The organism is Candidatus Cloacimonadota bacterium (assembly GCA_034661015.1).
Classification (GTDB): domain Bacteria; phylum Cloacimonadota; class Cloacimonadia; order JGIOTU-2; family JGIOTU-2; genus JAYEKN01.
The window spans coordinates 1-19,379 of record JAYEKN010000097.1 but is presented as its reverse complement, the minus strand read 5'-3'; the positions used below and the strand labels follow the sequence as shown (position 1 = coordinate 19,379).

The 19,379-nt window shown below is 32.8% G+C and carries 19 protein-coding genes; 5 read left to right on the top strand and 14 right to left on the bottom strand.

Annotated elements, in window-relative coordinates:
- Window positions 1-179: 179 nt before the first annotated feature.
- The 4 genes from U9P79_04060 (at window position 180) to U9P79_04045 (ending at window position 4,666) form a co-directional block, all read left to right on the top strand.
- Window positions 180-602 carry a response regulator gene (locus U9P79_04060; GenBank protein ID MEA2103801.1) on the top strand — a complete coding sequence of 141 codons (423 nt, stop codon included), beginning with the start codon at window positions 180-182 and terminating at the stop codon, window positions 600-602.
- Between the two features lie 383 nt (window positions 603-985).
- Window positions 986-1,879: a DUF1732 domain-containing protein gene (locus U9P79_04055; GenBank protein ID MEA2103800.1), complete on the top strand. Its 894-nt coding sequence runs from the start codon at window positions 986-988 to the stop codon at window positions 1,877-1,879.
- 417 nt (window positions 1,880-2,296) lie between these two features.
- Complete coding sequence (rnr, locus tag U9P79_04050) at window positions 2,297-4,411, top strand: ribonuclease R (GenBank protein ID MEA2103799.1); 2,115 nt, start codon at window positions 2,297-2,299, stop codon at window positions 4,409-4,411.
- A 3-nt stretch (window positions 4,412-4,414) separates the two neighbouring features.
- Window positions 4,415-4,666, top strand: a complete 252-nt coding sequence (locus U9P79_04045; protein ID MEA2103798.1) for a hypothetical protein — start codon at window positions 4,415-4,417, stop codon at window positions 4,664-4,666.
- A 30-nt stretch (window positions 4,667-4,696) separates the two neighbouring features.
- Here the strand turns inward: U9P79_04045 and lpdA are convergent, their stop codons facing one another.
- From lpdA to rpmF, 12 genes are all read right to left on the bottom strand, one after another.
- Complete coding sequence (gene lpdA / locus U9P79_04040) at window positions 4,697-6,094, bottom strand: dihydrolipoyl dehydrogenase (protein MEA2103797.1); 1,398 nt, start codon at window positions 6,092-6,094, stop codon at window positions 4,697-4,699.
- Window positions 6,095-6,106: 12 nt separating this feature from the next.
- Complete coding sequence (locus U9P79_04035) at window positions 6,107-6,616, bottom strand: gamma carbonic anhydrase family protein (GenBank protein MEA2103796.1); 510 nt, start codon at window positions 6,614-6,616, stop codon at window positions 6,107-6,109.
- Window positions 6,617-6,791: 175 nt separating this feature from the next.
- Complete coding sequence (locus U9P79_04030) at window positions 6,792-7,331, bottom strand: flavin reductase family protein (protein ID MEA2103795.1); 540 nt, start codon at window positions 7,329-7,331, stop codon at window positions 6,792-6,794.
- Window positions 7,328-9,172: a hypothetical protein gene (locus tag U9P79_04025; protein ID MEA2103794.1), complete on the bottom strand. Its 1,845-nt coding sequence runs from the start codon at window positions 9,170-9,172 to the stop codon at window positions 7,328-7,330. Before U9P79_04025 ends, U9P79_04030 begins: the two co-directional genes overlap by 4 nt.
- Before the next feature lie 228 nt (window positions 9,173-9,400).
- Entirely contained in the window at window positions 9,401-10,144 is a 744-nt protein-coding gene (rnc, locus tag U9P79_04020; GenBank protein ID MEA2103793.1) for a ribonuclease III, read from the bottom strand.
- Window positions 10,137-11,369 (bottom strand): beta-ketoacyl-ACP synthase II, encoded by a 1,233-nt coding sequence (gene fabF / locus U9P79_04015; GenBank protein MEA2103792.1) that lies wholly within the window; start codon window positions 11,367-11,369, stop codon window positions 10,137-10,139. Before fabF ends, rnc begins: the two co-directional genes overlap by 8 nt.
- A gap of 183 nt (window positions 11,370-11,552) precedes the next feature.
- Entirely contained in the window at window positions 11,553-11,795 is a 243-nt protein-coding gene (gene acpP, locus U9P79_04010) for an acyl carrier protein (GenBank protein MEA2103791.1), read from the bottom strand.
- A gap of 32 nt (window positions 11,796-11,827) precedes the next feature.
- Window positions 11,828-12,568: a 3-oxoacyl-[acyl-carrier-protein] reductase gene (gene fabG / locus U9P79_04005; protein MEA2103790.1), complete on the bottom strand. Its 741-nt coding sequence runs from the start codon at window positions 12,566-12,568 to the stop codon at window positions 11,828-11,830.
- Between the two features lie 18 nt (window positions 12,569-12,586).
- Entirely contained in the window at window positions 12,587-13,522 is a 936-nt protein-coding gene (gene fabD, locus U9P79_04000; GenBank protein MEA2103789.1) for an ACP S-malonyltransferase, read from the bottom strand.
- 14 nt (window positions 13,523-13,536) lie between these two features.
- Window positions 13,537-14,565, bottom strand: coding sequence for a beta-ketoacyl-ACP synthase III (locus U9P79_03995; GenBank protein MEA2103788.1), 1,029 nt, complete (start codon window positions 14,563-14,565; stop codon window positions 13,537-13,539).
- Window positions 14,562-15,578, bottom strand: a complete 1,017-nt coding sequence (gene plsX / locus U9P79_03990; protein ID MEA2103787.1) for a phosphate acyltransferase PlsX — start codon at window positions 15,576-15,578, stop codon at window positions 14,562-14,564. Before plsX ends, U9P79_03995 begins: the two co-directional genes overlap by 4 nt.
- A gap of 23 nt (window positions 15,579-15,601) precedes the next feature.
- A complete protein-coding gene (gene rpmF / locus U9P79_03985; protein MEA2103786.1) occupies window positions 15,602-15,781 on the bottom strand; it encodes a 50S ribosomal protein L32 in 180 nt (59 codons plus the stop codon).
- Between the two features lie 528 nt (window positions 15,782-16,309).
- Between rpmF and U9P79_03980 the strand changes: the two genes are divergently transcribed.
- Entirely contained in the window at window positions 16,310-17,557 is a 1,248-nt protein-coding gene (locus U9P79_03980; protein ID MEA2103785.1) for an MFS transporter, read from the top strand.
- A gap of 280 nt (window positions 17,558-17,837) precedes the next feature.
- Here U9P79_03980 and U9P79_03975 read toward each other — a convergent pair whose 3' ends face one another.
- Window positions 17,838-18,545, bottom strand: coding sequence for an SIMPL domain-containing protein (locus tag U9P79_03975; GenBank protein MEA2103784.1), 708 nt, complete (start codon window positions 18,543-18,545; stop codon window positions 17,838-17,840).
- 34 nt (window positions 18,546-18,579) lie between these two features.
- Window positions 18,580-19,023, bottom strand: a complete 444-nt coding sequence (locus U9P79_03970) for a spore germination protein GerW family protein (GenBank protein ID MEA2103783.1) — start codon at window positions 19,021-19,023, stop codon at window positions 18,580-18,582.
- Window positions 19,024-19,379 lie beyond the last annotated feature (356 nt).

The following is a 19,379-nucleotide window of genomic DNA, read 5'->3' as shown; positions in this document are numbered from 1 at the left end:
AAAATGACTGTAGAAGAAATGAAAGCAAAATCTTCAATAGTGGAGAAAATATTTTTACAGATAAAAAAGTTGTATAAAAATTAATAACGCAAAGACTTAGATTCACAAAAGAAAGATAATCAATTATAAACAATAAAAGTAACTTCGCTTCCTTGCGTTGTTAAATATTAGGAGCTAAAATGAAAAGTTTAGTGGTGGACGACGATTTTGTTTCCAGAAAGATTATTCAAAATTTTCTTTTGAAACACGGAGAAGTGGATATTGCAACGGATGGAAAAGAGGCAATAAATGCCTATGTAATTGCACTCAATGAGCATAAACCATACAATCTTATTTGTCTTGATATCATGATGCCCGGAATAAATGGGAAAGAAGTTCTTAGGACAATTAAAAACTTAGAGGAAAAAAATCTTAAATTAATTGATAAAAGAGTCAAGATTATTATGACTTCTTCTCTTGATAGTTCAGAAAACATTCTGGGAGCATTTAAGGATCAGGCTGCCGGTTATCTGATTAAGCCAATTACTCTCGAGAAATTTAATGATACGTTAGATAAAATTGGTGTAGTAGAAAAGAAATATAGTGTTAAAAATTCAGATTAATTTTATTTTCAACCTCACGCAATCTGTGCTTTGCCCGATTAGTCTATATTGCCCTGCTGTAAAAATATTAATTTACTACTATTAGTCCAATTAGAATATTAAATTAGAATATTAAAAAAGTTTCTATAAAAAAATATAATATTTGAAATTTTACATTCAATGACTCAGAAATAAAAAAAACCAGATTAGTAATGAGAGAAAAAAATGATGTTTTTGCAATGTCTGATAATATACATTATGTAAACTTGCAGATATTTTTCCAATTCCCTACTCTGTGGATGATTGCTGAACCGTTAAAATTCAATGTTTTGATTATTCGGATTCCTTGACATTTATTATCAAGAATTTTTTTTAATATAAAAATTTTAAAGGAAAAAATTACTATGAATAGTATGACTGGATTTGGAAGTTTAGTAGAAGAAATTAATGGAATTAAATTTCGTATAACTATAAAATCTATAAACGATAAATTTTTAACTGTAAAATGTAAGATACCCGAAGAATTTTCTGAATATATAACTTACAAAATAGAAAATGCGATTCCTAATTTTATAGACAAAGGAAGAGTCTATATAAAAATACAGCAAATAGATCAAAATCAGAATATTCAGGATTATAACGAAATTAAAGAAAGATTAGAACAATTTTCTAATATTTTCAAAGAAATTTCTAAAGAAAATTTCATAAAGCCGAACGTCTCAGTTAGAGATCTTATATATATTCAAAATAGTTTAAATCCTTCCATTGCCAAATTTGAGACTGACGAATTTATAAATGAGATATTAAAAACAGTAAAAAAAGTAGTAAATAAATTAATAATAGAGAGAAAAAGAGAAGGTGATAATCTTGAAGAATTTTTTATAAAATCAATAAATCAAATTGAAGTATCCCTTTCCACTATTCAGTTATCCATTCCTAAATTTTTAGTGGATTTAAAGAGAAAAGTTAATGAAAAATTGAATGAACTGTACAAATACGATACAGAATTAAATAAATTCAATGAAGACAGAATTATTAAGGAAATCACTTTTTATATTGATAAATCAGACATAACCGAAGAGATAGTAAGATTAAAAAGCCATCTCGATAAATTTCATCAACTAATAACTGTAACAGACGAACCAATTGGCGATTCGATGAATTTTATAATTCAAGAAATGCAACGTGAAATATCAACTATATCAGCAAAATATAATAATCCCGATGTATTTTCTGAAATTCTAAAAATTAAAAGTGAAATACAAAAATGCAAGGAGCAAGCAAGAAATGTCGAATAAGAAATCACTTTACTCCTGGATATCATTTCCATTAATCGAATTTCCACTTTCTTCTATATTTTTAATCCTTTTTTTAGCACTTTGTTCAATTTTTGTTGCTTCTCTTACGTATAATATATTTTGGATTATTTTTTCATTATTACTTCTAATCGGATCATTATTCCCCTATTTCATCAAAACCGAATACAAATTTTATGATGACCATTTAGTAGTAAAATATTTTAAATTTTTGCGTTTGAGAAAATATTCTGAATTTAAATGTTTTTACGCAGACAAAAAGGGTCTTATGTTAAGTACTTTTGCAAAACCAAGGGGTTTAGATAGATTTAGAGGGCAATCAATACGATTTACTAAAAGTCAAAATGAGAGAGAGTTCATTATTGAATTTTTTGAAAAAAAAATAGGGAACAGATATTAATGTTGAAAAAAAATATATCTTCAAAAGTATTAATTTATTTACAAAAAAATTCTAAAAAACAATATTCATTTAAAAGATTAGCAAAAACGTTTCATATCCGAAAAAAAATGGAAATTTCTCTAAAAAAAATTCTTAAACAATTAGAAAGAAAAAATCAAATTATCAAAAAAAACGGAAAATATTCATCTTTCCATACTGCCCAGAAAACCGTATATGGCACATTTGACGCACGCGCTTTAACAAACGACTATTCCTTTGCTTACGTAAAATGTAACTCAACAGAAATCGGAGATATAAAAATTTATCGAGAAAATTGTTTGAATGCTTATCATGGTGATATGGTTGAAGTTGTTCTTATTAAATCAAAACAAAAAAGCAAACTCGGAAAAATTGTTGAAATAATAGAAAGAAAGCAAGATTCAATTATTGGAAATATCTCCCTCGCTTCAAACGATATTGTTCTTGTCCCTGATGAAAAAAATATGGATACTTTGATTGATGTAAAAAATGATGGTATTCATTTCAATGATCTAAAAAATAAGAAGGTGATCGTTAGGATAACCAACTGGGGCGATAGGGTCAATTTTATTCCTCCTGTGGGAGAGATAACAGAAATATTGGGAGATTCAGACGACCCGAAGATAGATTACCTTGCTGTTGTCAGACAATTTGGGCTTTCAGAGAAATTTTCAGAAGAAGTTATTCAAGAAACAAAAAACTTGCATTATAAAATTTCTAAGGATGAAATAACAAAAAGAAAAGATTTTAGAAGGCTTACAACTTTTACAGTTGATCCTGTTGATGCAAAGGATTTTGACGATGGGGTTTCATTAGAAAAAATTAATGATATCTGGCGTTTATATATTCACATAGCCGATGTTTCTCATTATGTTCGTTCTAATTCAGAAATATTTCGAGAAGCGTTTAGACGTGGTACGAGCGTTTATCTCTTGCAAAATGTTATTCCTATGCTTCCGAAATTAATCAGCAACTACATTTGTAGTTTACAAGCAGGCAGCGACAAATTAACAATTTCTGTAATTATTGATTTTGACGAAAAATTTAAAATAATTAGAAGGATGATCTATCCATCTGTAATCAGAAGTGTTGCAAGATTAGATTATGATCAGGTGGATGATTTTTTCCGGAATGAAAACACAGATGCAATTGGCGAAGAGGTTAAAAGGGTTTTGAACAATATGCGACCAATCGCAAAACATCTCACAAAAACAAGAGAAGAACGAGGAAGTTTGAATTTCGATTTACCGGACACTGAGATTCAATTTGATGAAAATGGCTCCCCTACCGATATTATTCGTTCTGAAACAACAGAAAGCCATTTACTTATTGAAGAATTTATGCTTCTTGCCAATCAATTTGTCGCAGATATTATTACTCAGAAATGCAGTTCGGGAATATTCAGAATCCATGAAGAGCCTGATACCGCTAAGTTGGGTGAATTTTCCAAAATAATGAAATCATATAATTACAAAATTGATTTTTCTAATAAAAACGAAAACGTTAGTTTAAAAAATTTTCTGAATTCCATAAAGACTCACAATGAACATCGAGTCTTTGATAACATGCTGTTACGTAGCATGATGAAAGCCGAATATTCTCCCATTAATAAAGGGCATTTTGGGCTATCGCTCTCTTCCTATACGCATTTTACATCACCAATCAGGAGATTCCCGGATCTGGTGGTGCATCATCTGATAAAGCAAAATATTTTTGAATGGTCGGCAAATAAATTCAACGTTGATGAAATGAAAAAATTCGCAAAAAATTCTTCAGAACGAGAATTAATTGCTCTACAGGCTGAACGTAGTTTGGGAAAATTGAAAAAAAATCGTTTTATGATGGAAAATAAGGATAAAATTTTCGATTCGATTATCGTGAATTTTAATAGCAAAAATATTTTCGTGGAACTTGATAAATTTCCCATTCAGGGATTCATTTCTCTTTCTTCACTAAATAAAGATTATTACAAATTTTATAAAAAAAATTATACATTAATTGGTAACCGAACTAAACGCAAATTCTTTCTTTGTCAAAAAGTTAAAGTTAAAGTTAAAAAAATACTTCACGGCATTGAATTTGAATTAATTGGATAAAAAATGACAAAAAAAACAGAAGATTCACAAACACAGATAACCCTGTGTAAAGCACGAACTAATCTGGAATTAGATTCAATTCTGGATATTTTAAATGAAAATAATATACCGAATTCTTATCAAAGAAAGGGACTTACAATCGGTCCCTATTTCGAATCTGTTGAGGCAAATTCCTTTATTGAAATCTATGTTTTTGAAGAAGACGCAAAAAGAGCGCAAGAATTGATTCAGCCAATTGTTGGGACTCTGGAATAAATTGCGAGAACTTAAATTACAATAGGAATTCTATAATTTGTGAATCGCACAATGTTCAATATCTTCGATTGATTCCGCGATTGATTCGGAAAGAGTCGGATGGGCAAAAACAATCTCTGTAGCTTTTTCTGCGGTAACTCCCCTATTGATCAGAATCGCTCCTTCGGCAATTAGTTCCGTTGCTTGAGGACCGATAATATGCATTCCAACAAGTTTTCCAGTTGATTGAGCGGCAATGGTTTTAACAAATCCTGTGGTTTCTCCCAAACCAAGAGCTTTACCATTTGCTGTAAAGGGAAATTTGCCTATTTTAATTTCATCATATTCTTTTTTTGCTTGATCTTCAGTTAATCCCACAGAGCCAATTTCAGGATTGGTAAATGTGCAACGAGGAATATTTTCATATTTTAAATCGTCGATTTTCTCTTTTTCATTATTTTCTCTTTGTTTGATTATCTTTGCCGCTAACATCCCCTGTTTGCTGGCAGTATGAGCTAATAACATTTTTCCGGTAACATCGCCGATCGCAAAAATATTTTTTTGATTCGTTTCAAATTTTGAATCAATATTTAATGCGCCATTTTTCCAAACGATCTTGAAATTCTCAAACTTTACATCACAAGTTGGTTTTCTACCAACGCTAACGAGAATTAGAGCCGTTTCGATTTTTTTGCGATTAGAACATTGAAGTAAAATCTTGTCCTGAACGATTTCAAAATCTTGGGCAGCTGTTTTCAAATGAATTTTTATTCCCAGTTTCTTTAAGGAAGTTTTTAATCTTTTGGATATTTCTTCGTCCTCAGTGTTTACAAGTCTTGGCAGAAACTCGACTATTTCAACCTGTGCACCGAGTTGAGAAAAAATTGAAGCAAATTCGCATCCGATAACGCCTCCTCCAATAACAAGGATTTTCTTGGGGAGATAGTCAATTTCCAATAAATCTTTTGAAGAAAGTAAATATTTACCGTCAAATTTCATATTAGGCAATTCTGTAGGTTTTGAACCGGTTGCCAGAATAACGTATTTCGCAAAAATGACGTTATCTTTTGTAGAAATCAGGTAGCCTTCCGCTTCTTTTTTTATTGATTTTACTGTTTCTTGCAAAATCGGAATATTTCTTTTTTTGAACAGAAATTCAACTCCGCTTACAAGACGTTCAGCAACTTCGTTTTTCCTTTTGAACATTTTTTGATAATCTACAGCAGGATTTTCCAGATTTATTCCAAAGGTTGAAGCATGCTTAATTTCAGAATAAAGATCTGCACTTTTCACTAAGGTTTTTGTTGGAATACATCCCCGATTCAAACATACACCTCCGAGCCTTTCTTTTTCAATAACAATCGTGCTTATTCCGTATTGATTTAATCTGATTGCCGAAACGTATCCGCCCGGTCCTCCCCCAATGATCGCTACTTGATATTTTTCCATATTATTCTCCGTTTATCCCTTCAGATAGGTATCAGCATATTTTACGTAATGTTCCGCCGAATCAATAATTCCCTGATATTTTTCATCAGGAACCTGAGTCTTAACTTTAGCAGGCATTCCCAGAATTAATGATCTGGAAGGTGCCTTAAAATTTGCAAGGACGACCGCTCCTGCACCCACTACCGAGCCTTCTGCAATTGTAGCACCATCCCAAATTATTGCCCCGCTGCCAATAATACAATTATCTTCAATGCTGCAACCATGCAGGATTACATTGTGCCCGATTGTTACGTTGCTTCCGATGTTTAGCGGTGCAGTTTTTCCAGTTACGTGCAGAACACAATTATCCTGAATATTTGTTCTTTTTCCGATTTTAATATAATTCACGTCTCCGCGAATAACGGCATTGAACCAGATGCTACAAGAATCAGCAATTTCGACATCGCCTATAATTTTTGCCCCGCTGGCTATAAAAACATTTTTGCCAATTTTGGGGATGTAGTTTTTATATTTTATTAACATTTTATCTCCAATTATCTCCAAACATTTATAATTTTTTTGTCTGATTTAGCTAAGAAATTCTTAAAATTATTTCCCTGAGCCTTTTATTATCAACGAGAAAAATTAATATTGTATTATCTCAGCAAAAAATTTATATTTAAATTTAAAACAAACTTAATAAAAAAATTTTCTGTAACTATTTTATTTTTCCTAAAATCACATCTTCATTATTTGCTAAAATTTTATATTTATCATTGTCTGTAATGGAAAAGAGCTGTTCAAATTCGTTGTTTTCATTTATCCAGGAATATTTAACTTCACCAATAAAAATTGTGTGATCGCCACTCCGTATTTGCGATATTGTTTTACACTCAAAATTTGCGACAGCATCTGTTAAAATCGGAATATCGGACAATTTACCCTTTTCGATATTAATTCCGAACTCTTCAATTTTATTAACGTTTTTTCCTGAAAATTGTCCGCATTTGAGCGTTTGATCAGCCATTTGAATTGAGGGAAAAGCAATAACAAATTTGCGATAATCGGAGAGAAGTTGATATGAATAACGATTTAGTCCGACCGAGATAGCAAACATGGGCGGCTTGATGGAAGTTCGCATAAACCAGCCCAGCGTAATTACATTAGCAGGTTTGTCGGGTAATTTTGAAACTGCTAAAGCGATTCGGGAAGGACGATTCATCTTCAAAACAGCTTGTTTGTATTCACATTGCTTCATAATAATCCCTTTCGTTTCCTAATTAAAAGTTCAATGGAGAAAAATAGTATTGCCAGAAATGGAATGTACCATTTTTTCCATAATTCAAATTCGTTTGCAGAACTAACTTGCAAAGATTTCGATTTTTCTAAAGTGATTTTATCAAAATCATCGCTATCCGCACCGGTTGTGCTACTTACATTTTCTATTAGCGAACCATTTGTTTGAGATGCAATAAAAGATAAAATGTTTGTGTTTATTCCGGTAGAACTTTGTTCCAAACTCATCGGATCAATGATAAATTCTCCGGAATAGTGGTTCAATTGATTTCCTATTTTACATTCAGCAAGAAATTCATATTTGCCCACAGGCAAATTTTTTATCACAGCCGAATATTCATACTCATTTTCAGTAAAATACATTTGATTAATTTTTTCATTCCCCTGTTTTAGTGTCAAGAAAATATCCACATTTGGTAACAAATTCATCCGCTCATCAAAAACCATAGAGCTAAAATTAACTGTCTGCCCTTCCAAATACTGCATTTTATCCGTTGAACAAATAAATCTTTTATTTATATTTGAATTAATTAGCCAATCTGCGAGAGAGATGATAAAATTATCAAACCAGGGAGAAGTTGAGTCTTCCCACATTTTCCAGCGATAAAAACCGTTTCCGGCTAACATGAGAACATGTCCCTTGAAATAAGAAGAAAAGGCAATAATCGGATTTTCAGTAGCAAGATCCGCTTGGGCGATTATTTCGGTATTCTTCTTTTGTGTATAAAAATATGTGCTAATCGGTGGTAGATTTCTCCAGAATTTGCTATTCATTTCTGTATTTTTTTTTATGGAAAAGGTTTTATAATTTTCCGCTATTTCCGTTAAAAGAATACTTGAGTCTATATTCTGCTTAAATTTGCTTTTTACTAATGGAAGTAATTCTTTAAGATTATTGTCTATTTTATTGATATAAAGCAGATTACCACCCATTTTAACGAATGTTTCTATTTGAGAAATTATCTTTTTTGGAAATCCAAAATTTGATGAATTATTTAATATTAATACATCACAGTTGGAGATGAATTCTGATGGATCAACACTGGAATTGTTATGAAAATATATGCCATTTTTTCGTTTAACTATTAATTCCGTTTTAAATTTAGGATTTTTATTCAAGGCTCGATGTATAAAAGAAATATCCCAATTTGGTTGTGAAGAAATAAGTAATATTTTTGCTTTGTCCTTTACAACATTCAGCAAAAAGTCTCGGGAATTGTTTGCCAAATTGGTTTCCGATGAATCACCCAATTCAACTTCTATGGTTAATTTTTTAAAACCAAGCGAAGTTGGGGCATAATTTAGAACGAAATAATCATCAACTCCTGAAACATCAAATTTTTCTTTCATCAAAATTTTATTATCGTCCATCATCGAGATGAAAATATATTTTCTTTGATCTAATCCCGAAATCGAAATTCCAATCTCTGTTTCTGAATTCAAGTATATCGGATTATTTGTTTTAATTTTTTCTATTGAGATGTCTGTTAAATTCACTTCAGTGCCGAGAATTACAGGGAATACCGGTGTGTTAATTTCTTCAAGAATATCGAAATTATTGTTATTATGATTCAAACCATCAGTAAGAAGAACAATTTTTGATAAATTTTGCCCTCTATATTTTTTGTGAATTTGCTCTAATGCCAAAAAAATATCTGTGGAAAGTGAATCCTCAGACAAACCCTTGCTGAATTTTTCAATTTTGTAATGAATGTTATTTTTAGAGAAATATTCTTTCAAATTATTTACGTTTGCGTCTGCAATTTTTTCTTTCGCTACATTATTTTGAATAGGCTGAAGCATACTTCTGCTGATATCTTGTGCGATAATAATTTGTGGAGGAATATGTCTTTTATTCACAAAATGAAAAATGGGAATTGCAAGCAAACAAAGAATTATGAAAATAAAAAGGAATCTGAAAGAACCGAGAATAATTTTAAGACGAGTGGTTATAGGTGGATTTGTCCTTCGATAATAAAAGAAAGAAAAAATTGCAGATATAAATAAAAAAAATAATAATAAAAGCGTCATTTACAAAATATTGATTTTTAATTTTTTGAGTAAGTTTTTGGCAGCCATTTGTTCGGCTAGTTTTTTTGATTTCCCGTTTCCTTTAGCTTTGTGTGACCCAGTTTCAACTTGAACAAAAAAATTTTTTTTATGGTCTGGTCCCTGTTCTTTAATTATATGGTATGCCGGATTTAGAGATAGCTCGGAATGACTCCATTCCTGAAGAATACTTTTAAAATTTGTAAAAGGATTAGTTTTAATTATTGATTTCCAATCTGAAAATATAATATTGGAAATTACGTATTTTGCTTCATAGTAGGAACTATCCAAGAAAATGGCACAGAAAAATGATTCCATAGTATCTGCGCAAATTGAGACGTTTTTTTTTATATCTGCTAAGGAAAAATGTTCATCAACTAAAATATATTTGTATAATTTTAGTCTTTGGGAAATTTGAAAAAGGTAAATACTGCTAATAATTTTTGAACGAATTTTTGTCAGTTGCCCCTCGTTTTTGTTGGGATAAATTTCATAAAGGGATTCTGTAACAATGAGTTCTAAAACAGAATCTCCGAGAAATTCCATTTTTTCAGATTTATTTAACTTTGAATTTTCGAAAAATGATTTGTGAGTTAGAGCATCCCTTAAGAACTGCTTGTTTTTAAAAATATAATTTATTTCTTTTTCAAGAATGATGAGGGAATCTTCCCATTTCTTCAAGGCTATGGAATTTTTATTTGAAATCTTTTGTTTCTTGCTACTCATACTTTTTGAAAACGAGAGAAGCGTTGTGTCCTCCAAATCCGAATGAGTTTGTTATCGCATGTTCTATTTCAAGATCAATTGTTGCATCCGGATTATAATCCAAATCGCAATCTGGATCTGGTGTAGTGATATTTACGGATGGATGGATTTTTTGTTCATTAATTGATTTTATCACAATCAAAGATTCGATAGCGCCGGCTGCTCCAAGCATATGTCCTAACATTGATTTTGACGAATTAACCTTTAGTTTATAAGCATGATCTCCGAAAGCGATCTTAATTGCAGAAGTTTCGCTTTTATCATTGAGTGGTGTAGAGGTTCCATGAGCATTAATATATTGAACTTCTTCCGGTTGAATTTTTGCAGAGATCAGAGCGTTTTTCATAGCTTGAGCCCCACCTTCACCATTTGGTGAAGGCATGGTTATATGAAATGCATCACATGTAGCACCATAGCCAGCTATTTCGGCATAGATATGAGCACCGCGATTCTTGGCATGCTCAAGTCCTTCCAAGATCAAAGTGGCTGCACCTTCGGAAAGAACAAAGCCATCTCTATTTTTATCGAATGGACGACTTGCTGTTTCCGGTGAATCATTTCTTGTGGATAAAGCTCTCATCACAGAAAAACCTGACAAAGTGAAAGGAGTTACGGAAGCTTCTGCACCACAGGCTATTACAGCGTCAGCAGCTCCGAATTTGATTGCCCGAAAAGCCTCACCAATTGCATTTGCACTAGAACTGCAAGCAGAAGTAACATTAAAATTGATTCCTTTTGCGTTAAATTGAATACCAATGCGGCCGGCTGCAATGTTGGAAATCATCATTGGAATAAAAAAAGGGCTAATTCTACGGGGACCTTTTGAGATGAATTTTTGCAATTGTGTCTCATAAGTTTGCATTCCACCGATACCTGTTCCAGTTATAACTCCGAGTTTATGTGGATCGATTTTTTTTAAATCTGCATCCGCCATCGCTTTTATTGCAGACGCCAAAGCATATTGGCAATATAAATCCATCTTGCGAGCTTCTTTTCTATGAAAATAATCACCACTATTAAATCCAACAACTTGCCCGGCAATTCGAGAAGGGATTTCAGGATCAAAACCTTCTATTTTTTTGATTCCCGATTTTTTTTCACATAGATTTTTCCAAGTTTCTTCGACAGAATCCCCCAAAGGATTTATTGTTCCTAATCCAGTAATAACAACTCTTTTTGATTCCATAATGTTTCCTTCTAAAAATTTATTTTGGATAATATTTTGTTCACCTAAGATGGTTTTTCTATCTGGAAAAAAATATCCGCAAACCTGCGAATGATCTTAGGAATTAAATGTTGGATAATTAAAATAAAGATAAACCCACAATCAATTTTTGGTTGAAATGTGGGCTTATGATTATATTGTTTGTTAGTTCAATTTTGATTCGATATAGTCAATTACTTTGATAACAGAGATAAGTTTTTCAGCTTCATCGTCTGGTACTTCAACTTCAAATTCGTCTTCAAGTTCCATTATCAATTCAACTGTATCAAGAGAATCCGCGCCCAGATCTTCGATGAATTTTGCTTCATCCGTTACTTCAGATTCGGTTACACCAAGTTGTTCTGTAATTATCTCTACGACCTTGTTTCTTATTTCATCTTTAGTCATTGCAACTCCTTTATCTTTTTAATGAATTTATTTTATATCATTCCACCATCAATGGAAATAGTTTGTCCGGTAATATATGATGATTGCTCACTAGCTAAAAAAAGAGCCAATTTTGCCACATCTTCAGGTGTTCCGAATTTTTGCATCGGTATCATTTTCAAATAATTTTTTTTAACTTCTTCAGGTAATTTGTCTGTCATATCAGTCCTGATAAAACCTGGGGCAATTGCATTCACGTTGATATTTCTTAGAGCGAGTTCTTTTGCGATAGATTTTGTGAAGGAAATGATTCCACCCTTAGAAGCTGCATAATTTGCTTGCCCGGGATTTCCGATGATTCCGATTACAGAAGAAATATTTATTATTTTTCCATACTTTTGCTTCATCATCACACGGGAAACCTTTTGAGAACAGAGAAAAGTGCCGGTAAGGTTAACATCAATTACTGCTTGCCAATCAGCTGGTTTTATTCTCATTAACAAATTGTCTTTGGTAATTCCGGCATTATTTATAAGTATATCTATTTTACCAAATTCTTTTACGGCGTTTTTAACCATTGCCGAAACTTCATTTGCGTCTGTAATATCGCATTTATAACCAATCACTTTGCTTTTATCATTTTGTAAAGAACTTACTGTTTTTTCGATTACTTCAGGAATTATGTCAACTATTACAACATTAGCACCTGAATCTACAAAAGATTTAGCGATGCCTTTCCCGATACCACGAGCACTACCTGTGATGATAGCGGTTTTTCCTGTTAAATTATTCATAATTTTCCTTAATGTTTTCTATTGATTCAACTGTGCTATAGTTTTATCCAAATCATCAAAAGATGAAATGTTGAGCCGCTTTACATTTCTGTCAATTTTTTTGATCATTCCGGATACAACTTTTCCCGGACCGAATTCAATAAAAGTATCCACACCCTTATTTATCATGTATTCGACTGATTCTACCCAACGAACAGGCGAAATAATTTGTTGCCTAAGATTTTCTTTAATTTCATCCGGTTGGATTTCCGCTTTTGCAGTATAATTTGCAATTGTTGGAATATCCGCTTGTTTGAAATTTACTTTTTTCATTTCTGCAAATAACCATTCTGATGATTTTTTTATGAGTGGTGAATGAAATGCACCGCCAACCACTAATGGCACTACTCTTTTGGCACCGGCTTTTTTACAGATTTCCATCGCCTCATTTACAGCATCTTCTTCACCGCTGATAACGGTTTGAGAAGGTGTGTTGAAATTTGCAGCAACTACATTTCCGGATACTGATTCACATGATTCTACAATTTTTTCCTTATCCAAGCCGAGAATAGCTGCCATTTTGTATGGAATTCCCCGACTTGCATCAACCATGAATTTTCCTCGTTTATGAACAAGTAATAATGCATCAAGCCAATCAAACGTGTTCGCAGCACAGAGAGCGGAAAACTCACCGAGTGAATGACCCGCAACATAAGCGGGTTCTATATCGCTTCGTTCCTGAAATAATTTTAAAGCGAGAATGCTATGTAAAAGAATTGCCGGTTGAGTATTGTAGGTTTGTTTAAGTTCTTCGATGGGTCCCTCAAACATAATTGATTTCAGATCGAAATTCAGTTTTTCATTTGCGAGTTCAAAATATTTTTTGTATTTCGGTATGGAATAGAATTCTTTTGCCATGCCAACTTCTTGAGCTCCCTGCCCAGGAAAGACAAAAGCAACATTACTTTTTTTCACAGTGATTACTTTTGCTAATATCTGAGCAATATACTGCCCCAAGTTAAACCGGCTCCAAAAGCATCCAAGACGATTAAATCTCCGCGTCTGATTTTCTTTTCCAGAAGTGCTTCTGCAAAGGCTATTGGAATAGTGGCAGAAGAAGTATTTCCATATTTTTCAATATTCACAACAACTTTTTTTTCAGGTATTTTTGCCCGTCTGCCGGTTGCTTGAATAATTCGCATATTTGCTTGGTGAGGAATAAGCCAGTCCACATCTTCACCGGAAAGCCCATTGTTTTTCAAAATGTTTACAGCACCATCCCCCATCGCTTTTACCGCATATTTGAAGATTTTATTTCCGTCCATCACGCATGTGTGCAGGTTTTCTTTGACGGTTTTTTCTGAGGCAGGCATTGCGCTTCCACCTGCAGGTTGATATAGGAGATCACCATATTTTCCATCAGCAGAAATAATTGTGTCAATAATCTCCGAAGTGTCTGTGCTACTTGCTCTGGTAAGCAACGCTGCTCCTGCTCCATCACCAAACAGAACGCATGTACCACGATCTTTCCAGTTAGTAATCTTAGTTAATTCTTCCACTCCAATAACGAGAACATTTTTCACAGAACCATTTTCGATAAATTGTTTAGCGATTGTGGTAGCATAAATAAATCCGGTACAACCTGCCGAAACATCGAAAGCCGGTATGTCGTGCAATCCCAATTTGTGTTGTAATATGCAGGCTGTGGAAGGGAATGCGTGATCCGGAGTTACGGTCGCTACAATGATCATGTCTATCTCATGTTTATTAATATCCACAATTTTTAAAAGTTTTTGCGTAGCCCGGAAAGCTAATTCGGAAGAAGGTGTTTCTTCATCTGAAACACGGCGAACCTTCATGCCGGTTCGAGTGGTGATCCATTCATCATTCGTATCAACTATTTTTTCCAAATCTGCATTTGTTAGTTTTTTTTCCGGAACATACATGCTTACTCCGGCAAATTTAGCTTTCAAATTCCTGATGATTTTCTCATCGTGTTCAACGAAAATATTTTTCATGTTTTTTTTCCTTTCGATTCAGATGTTTTGTAATAATCCTGAATATAATCCAAAAAATTTGATCTTGCGGAAGAACATGCAAATTTGATTGCATTGTAAATAGCCTTTGCATTAGATCTGCCATGTCCGATGATCGAGACTGCGTTTACACCAAGTAAAAATGCGCCACCGTATTCAGTATAATCAACCTTTTTTTTAAGATGCCTGAAAGCAGGATAAGATAAAATTGCCCCGATTTTTGCTACCCAATCGTTATTGAATTCTCTTTTTAAGATTTCAAAAAGTGAGAATGCTACCCCTTCCACGGTTTTTAGCATCACATTACCGATAAATCCATCGCAAATGATAACATCAACGTTTCCCTTTAGAAGATCTTTTCCTTCGATATTTCCAACAAAATTAAGGAAATCCATTTTCGTTAGTTTTTCATGCGTTTTGATAGAAAGATCATTTCCCTTTTTACTTTCTTCGCCGATATTGATCAATGCAATTTTCGGTTTTTTTTTGTTAAACTTATGTGAAGAATAGATATTTCCCATCTCGGCAAATTGGACCAAGTTTTCAGCAGAGCAATCAACGTTTGCTCCTACATCAAGCAGAGTAACGGAATCATTGATGGTTGGAAGGGAAATAGCGAGAGCAGGTCGTAGGATACCGGGTATTCTTCCGAATTTTAGCAGTGATGCCGCCATAACAGCACCGGTGGAACCGGCACTAACCAATGCGTCAGCTCTGTTTTCTTTTACAATTTTTATTGCTTTTAAAAGGGATGAATCCTTTTTCTTTTTGATTTCTAAAATTGGCTTTTGGTCATGTGATATTTTCTCGGAAGCGTGTACTATTTCTATAGATCCAGCAGGAAAATAATATCTGCTTAGTTCTTTCTTAATTATTTTTTCATCACCAACAAGAAATACTTTTGAACAGAAATCCTCATTTACTGCTAGAACGGCTCCTTCCACTTCCGGAAAGGGAGCATTATCAGTTCCAAAGGCATCTAAAGCAATTCGCATTATTCGTTAGCTTTCATAAAAAATTATTCGGAAACAGATATTATTTTTTTACCTCTATAAAAGCCGCAATGAGGGCAAACAAAATGTGGACGCATTTTTTCACCACAATTTGAACAAATTGTCATTGGTTCAACTTTTGCCTTATAATGAGTTCTTCTTTTTCTACTTTTTGATTTTGATGTTTTCTTTTTTGGTACAGCCATCTTTCCTCCAGATTAATCTACAATTTGTGAAAATTTAAATTTTTATTTAATGGTTATATTTTGATATTTTGAAAATAGAGAAATTTTGAAAGCGGCTTTTACTGTCAAGTATTTCGGGATTTGTTCGTAAACACAGGTATCCGATAGCAAAAATTGACGATAATTTTACAAATCGGTTTTTAATAAATAGGTGAAACCAAAGCAGGATTGATTTTTAAATCTGTATCTAAAATCAAAAATACAGAAGTTTAAATTGATTCTATTTTTTAGAGAAAGGCAGATAAAATTATTGACAGCAGAAGTTACGAATTGATATATTCGTGTTATGAATATAAAGGAAAATAAATCCGAATTATATTGAAAACAAATGGAAAAGACAATGAAAAATAACGGAAGCATAATCTTTTATATTTTTTGGTATTATAGGTTAACCCGAACATGGGAATTCTTTTTATCTGATATAATTTTAGATGGGGATTTAAGTGTTTTCATAGACATTCCCCATCACGATTTTGAAACGATTTTAATATGAAAAAAGATCTGCAATATTACAAATTCTGCGCCTATGGTTTTTTTAAAAATCAGCGGTATTTTGATCCATTTATTATTCTTTTTTTTAGAGCAATGGGATTTTCATTTCTTGAAATCGGGACTCTTTTCTCCGTTCGGGAAATTTCAATAATTGTTTTAGAAATTCCCACCGGAGTGATTGCAGATTCATTTGGCAGAAAAAATTCCATGCTCGTGGCTTTCTCCTCATACATACTTTCCTTTTTGATTTTTTATTTTTTCCCGAGTTTCGGATTATATGTTTTCGCCATGATTTTATACGGAATGGGGACTGCGTTTCGTTCCGGCACGCACAAAGCAATGATTTTTGAATATCTTAAGATCAATAATATTTTTGATCAAAAAGTTGAATATTATGGTCACACAAGGGGCGCTTCCCTTTTTGGTTCAGCAGTTTCATCTCTGATTGCTGGGGCTTTTGTTTTATATACTGGAAATTATAAGATAATTTTTGCGGCATCTATTATTCCTTATATTTTCGATTTCTTTCTAATCCTTTCTTATCCCAACGAATTAAATGGAGTAGTTTCCTCAATTTCCGAGAAAAATATTTTCACAAAAACAAAATTGCAATTCGGGATTGTTTCTCACGATTTCATTCGTATGTTTAAAAATCGAAATTTATTCACATCCATTTTCAATTCAGCCGTTTATGATGGGTTATTCAAAACTATTAAAGATTATTTGCAGCCAATTCTCCAAATGTACATTCTCTCAATTCCACTCTTGCTTTCGCTTGGAAATAAAAGAAGTACGATTATGATTTCTGTTGTCTATTTTTTCCTTTTTTTACTCACATCATATTCCTCTCGAAGATCTCATAAATATTCCCAAATATTTCCCTCACTCCCCTATGCAATAAATTTTACTTTTGTGTTAGGCATTGCCTTGGCTTTTTTGGCTGGATTTTTTTCCGGAATCAATCTTCAAATTTTATCCGTAATAATTTTTATTATTTTATATTCGCTTCAAAATTTGAAAAGACCGATGAATGTCGGTTATATCGGGGACAACCTTCAATTAAAGATAATGGCAAGTGGATTATCAGTCGAGTCTCAAATAAAATCAATTATAACTGCAATTCTCTCCCCTATTCTCGGATTTCTTGTTGATGACTTTGGTGTTGGGGCTGGTTTGATGATCATCTCAGGAATAGTGATTCTCTTTTACCCATTAGTTAAAATCAGGAAAACAACTAAATCTTGATTCTGATTTCTCGCAAAATTTTTTGCAAATTTGCAACTTTTATTTAATTTTTTTGCAGATTTGCAACTTTATAAATTTGGGAATTTTCGGAAATTGGCTCTACAACTGTGTTTGTTCTTGAATGTTATTTTTGGCACAATCATTGCATATATACAAACTAATTAATTCAATAGCACAAATAATTAATTGCGTTGGTGGCATAGATGCTGAGAAGTTTTGGGGTGTGGGGGAATAATTAAATTAAAAATTATTCCCCCATCTGTTTTATTCTGAAAATTTTCTACTTTATTGAAAAAACTGCAGATACTGTTACTTTGATATTCTTTTTACGGGTTGAAGTTTGATACATTCCATAACTGCTAACTTCTGTAGTATATGGCTCGGTAATTTGGAAAACACCTGCTCGAGCTGATTGAATTTGATCTATTTTTGCAGCGGCAGAGTTGGCGATTTCACTTGCTCTTGTGAGAGCATCTTTGGTAGCAGCACCTAATAATTTTTTCTTAATCGAAGGTAGTTTTGTTGAAAAATATTCTAAATTAGATGATTCCAAAGCAATATTTTTCTGTGCGAATTCTTTCGGATTTACTGTAATCTTTTCGATTTTTTCTAATTCTTTTGTGATAACATAAATGCTTTGGCTCAAAATAAAACCTTCGATTTTACCATATTGCCCATATTGTTTTCGGATGGAAATCGGTTGGATATTTATTTCGTCCAAAATAATATTCAGAGAATTCAAAATCGTTTTTATAGTCTCCAATTTCTGACTCATCTCAGCGTATCCCTGTTTCTGACCATTTAAGGGAGTCATCGCGGAAAAACTAAAGCTCCATTTTACAATATCTGCTTCAAATTCCTGATTGGAGTATCCGACAACTCTAATGGTTTGAGCAGTATTTCGAGCACTATAGAAAAAAATACCGAATATTATTGATGCGAGAACAATACCACCGGCAAGAATCCAATAATTATTTTTTTGATTCATTTTTAAACCTCAATTCCAATTATTTCATTGCGACTTATTTTTTCTTTTTCTTTTTGAAAAATCCTTTTACAGCCATCAAAATAATAACAATTCCAAATATACGGATTATTTTTAGTATCATCTTGGACTTATCCAAAATTTCCACAAATCGGGTGCGATTATCTTTAATTTCGATATATCCAACCGGATTAGCTTCTACATCAAGTCCCAATCCACCACCTTTTCCCGTTGCTGATGGGTGATGTGCTTCTTTCTTTTCTTCTGTTTCTTCAGTCGCTTTTTCAGCTTCTTCAGTTTCCATATCTTTCGGCTCACCTGCAGTTCCGATTCCACCTCCACTACCACCCTTCATTCGAATAGATGCAACCGGAATAATTGAGATGTCATCAATTTTTTTTTCATCACCAAAAACAGCTTTCACATTTGCGGTCTTTTCAATATTCTCCCGCAGATCCTTAATCATATCTTTCACATTCACTATATCCTCCATAGATATTTTTTTACAGATTCCATTTAGTAGAAAATTGCGTCAAGATTTTTATTTAGAGTCTGTCCGTAAACTCGCATTTTTGCAATGATTCTCCGAATGTGATTCGACGCAGATAAACACTGATTATGCTGATAAACGCTGATATTACACTTTTTACAAAAAAATTTTATCTTGCGAAAATCAGTTTTTTTCAGCGTCCATCTGCGTCCAATCTATACTTTACGGACAGACTCTATTTAGTTTCTAAAGATTTTTTTATATTCTTCAGTAGTCCACCATTTGTTATTATTTCTTGCATCTGCTTCGGTAAAGGGGGAAATTCAAATATTTGCTCTCCAACTTTC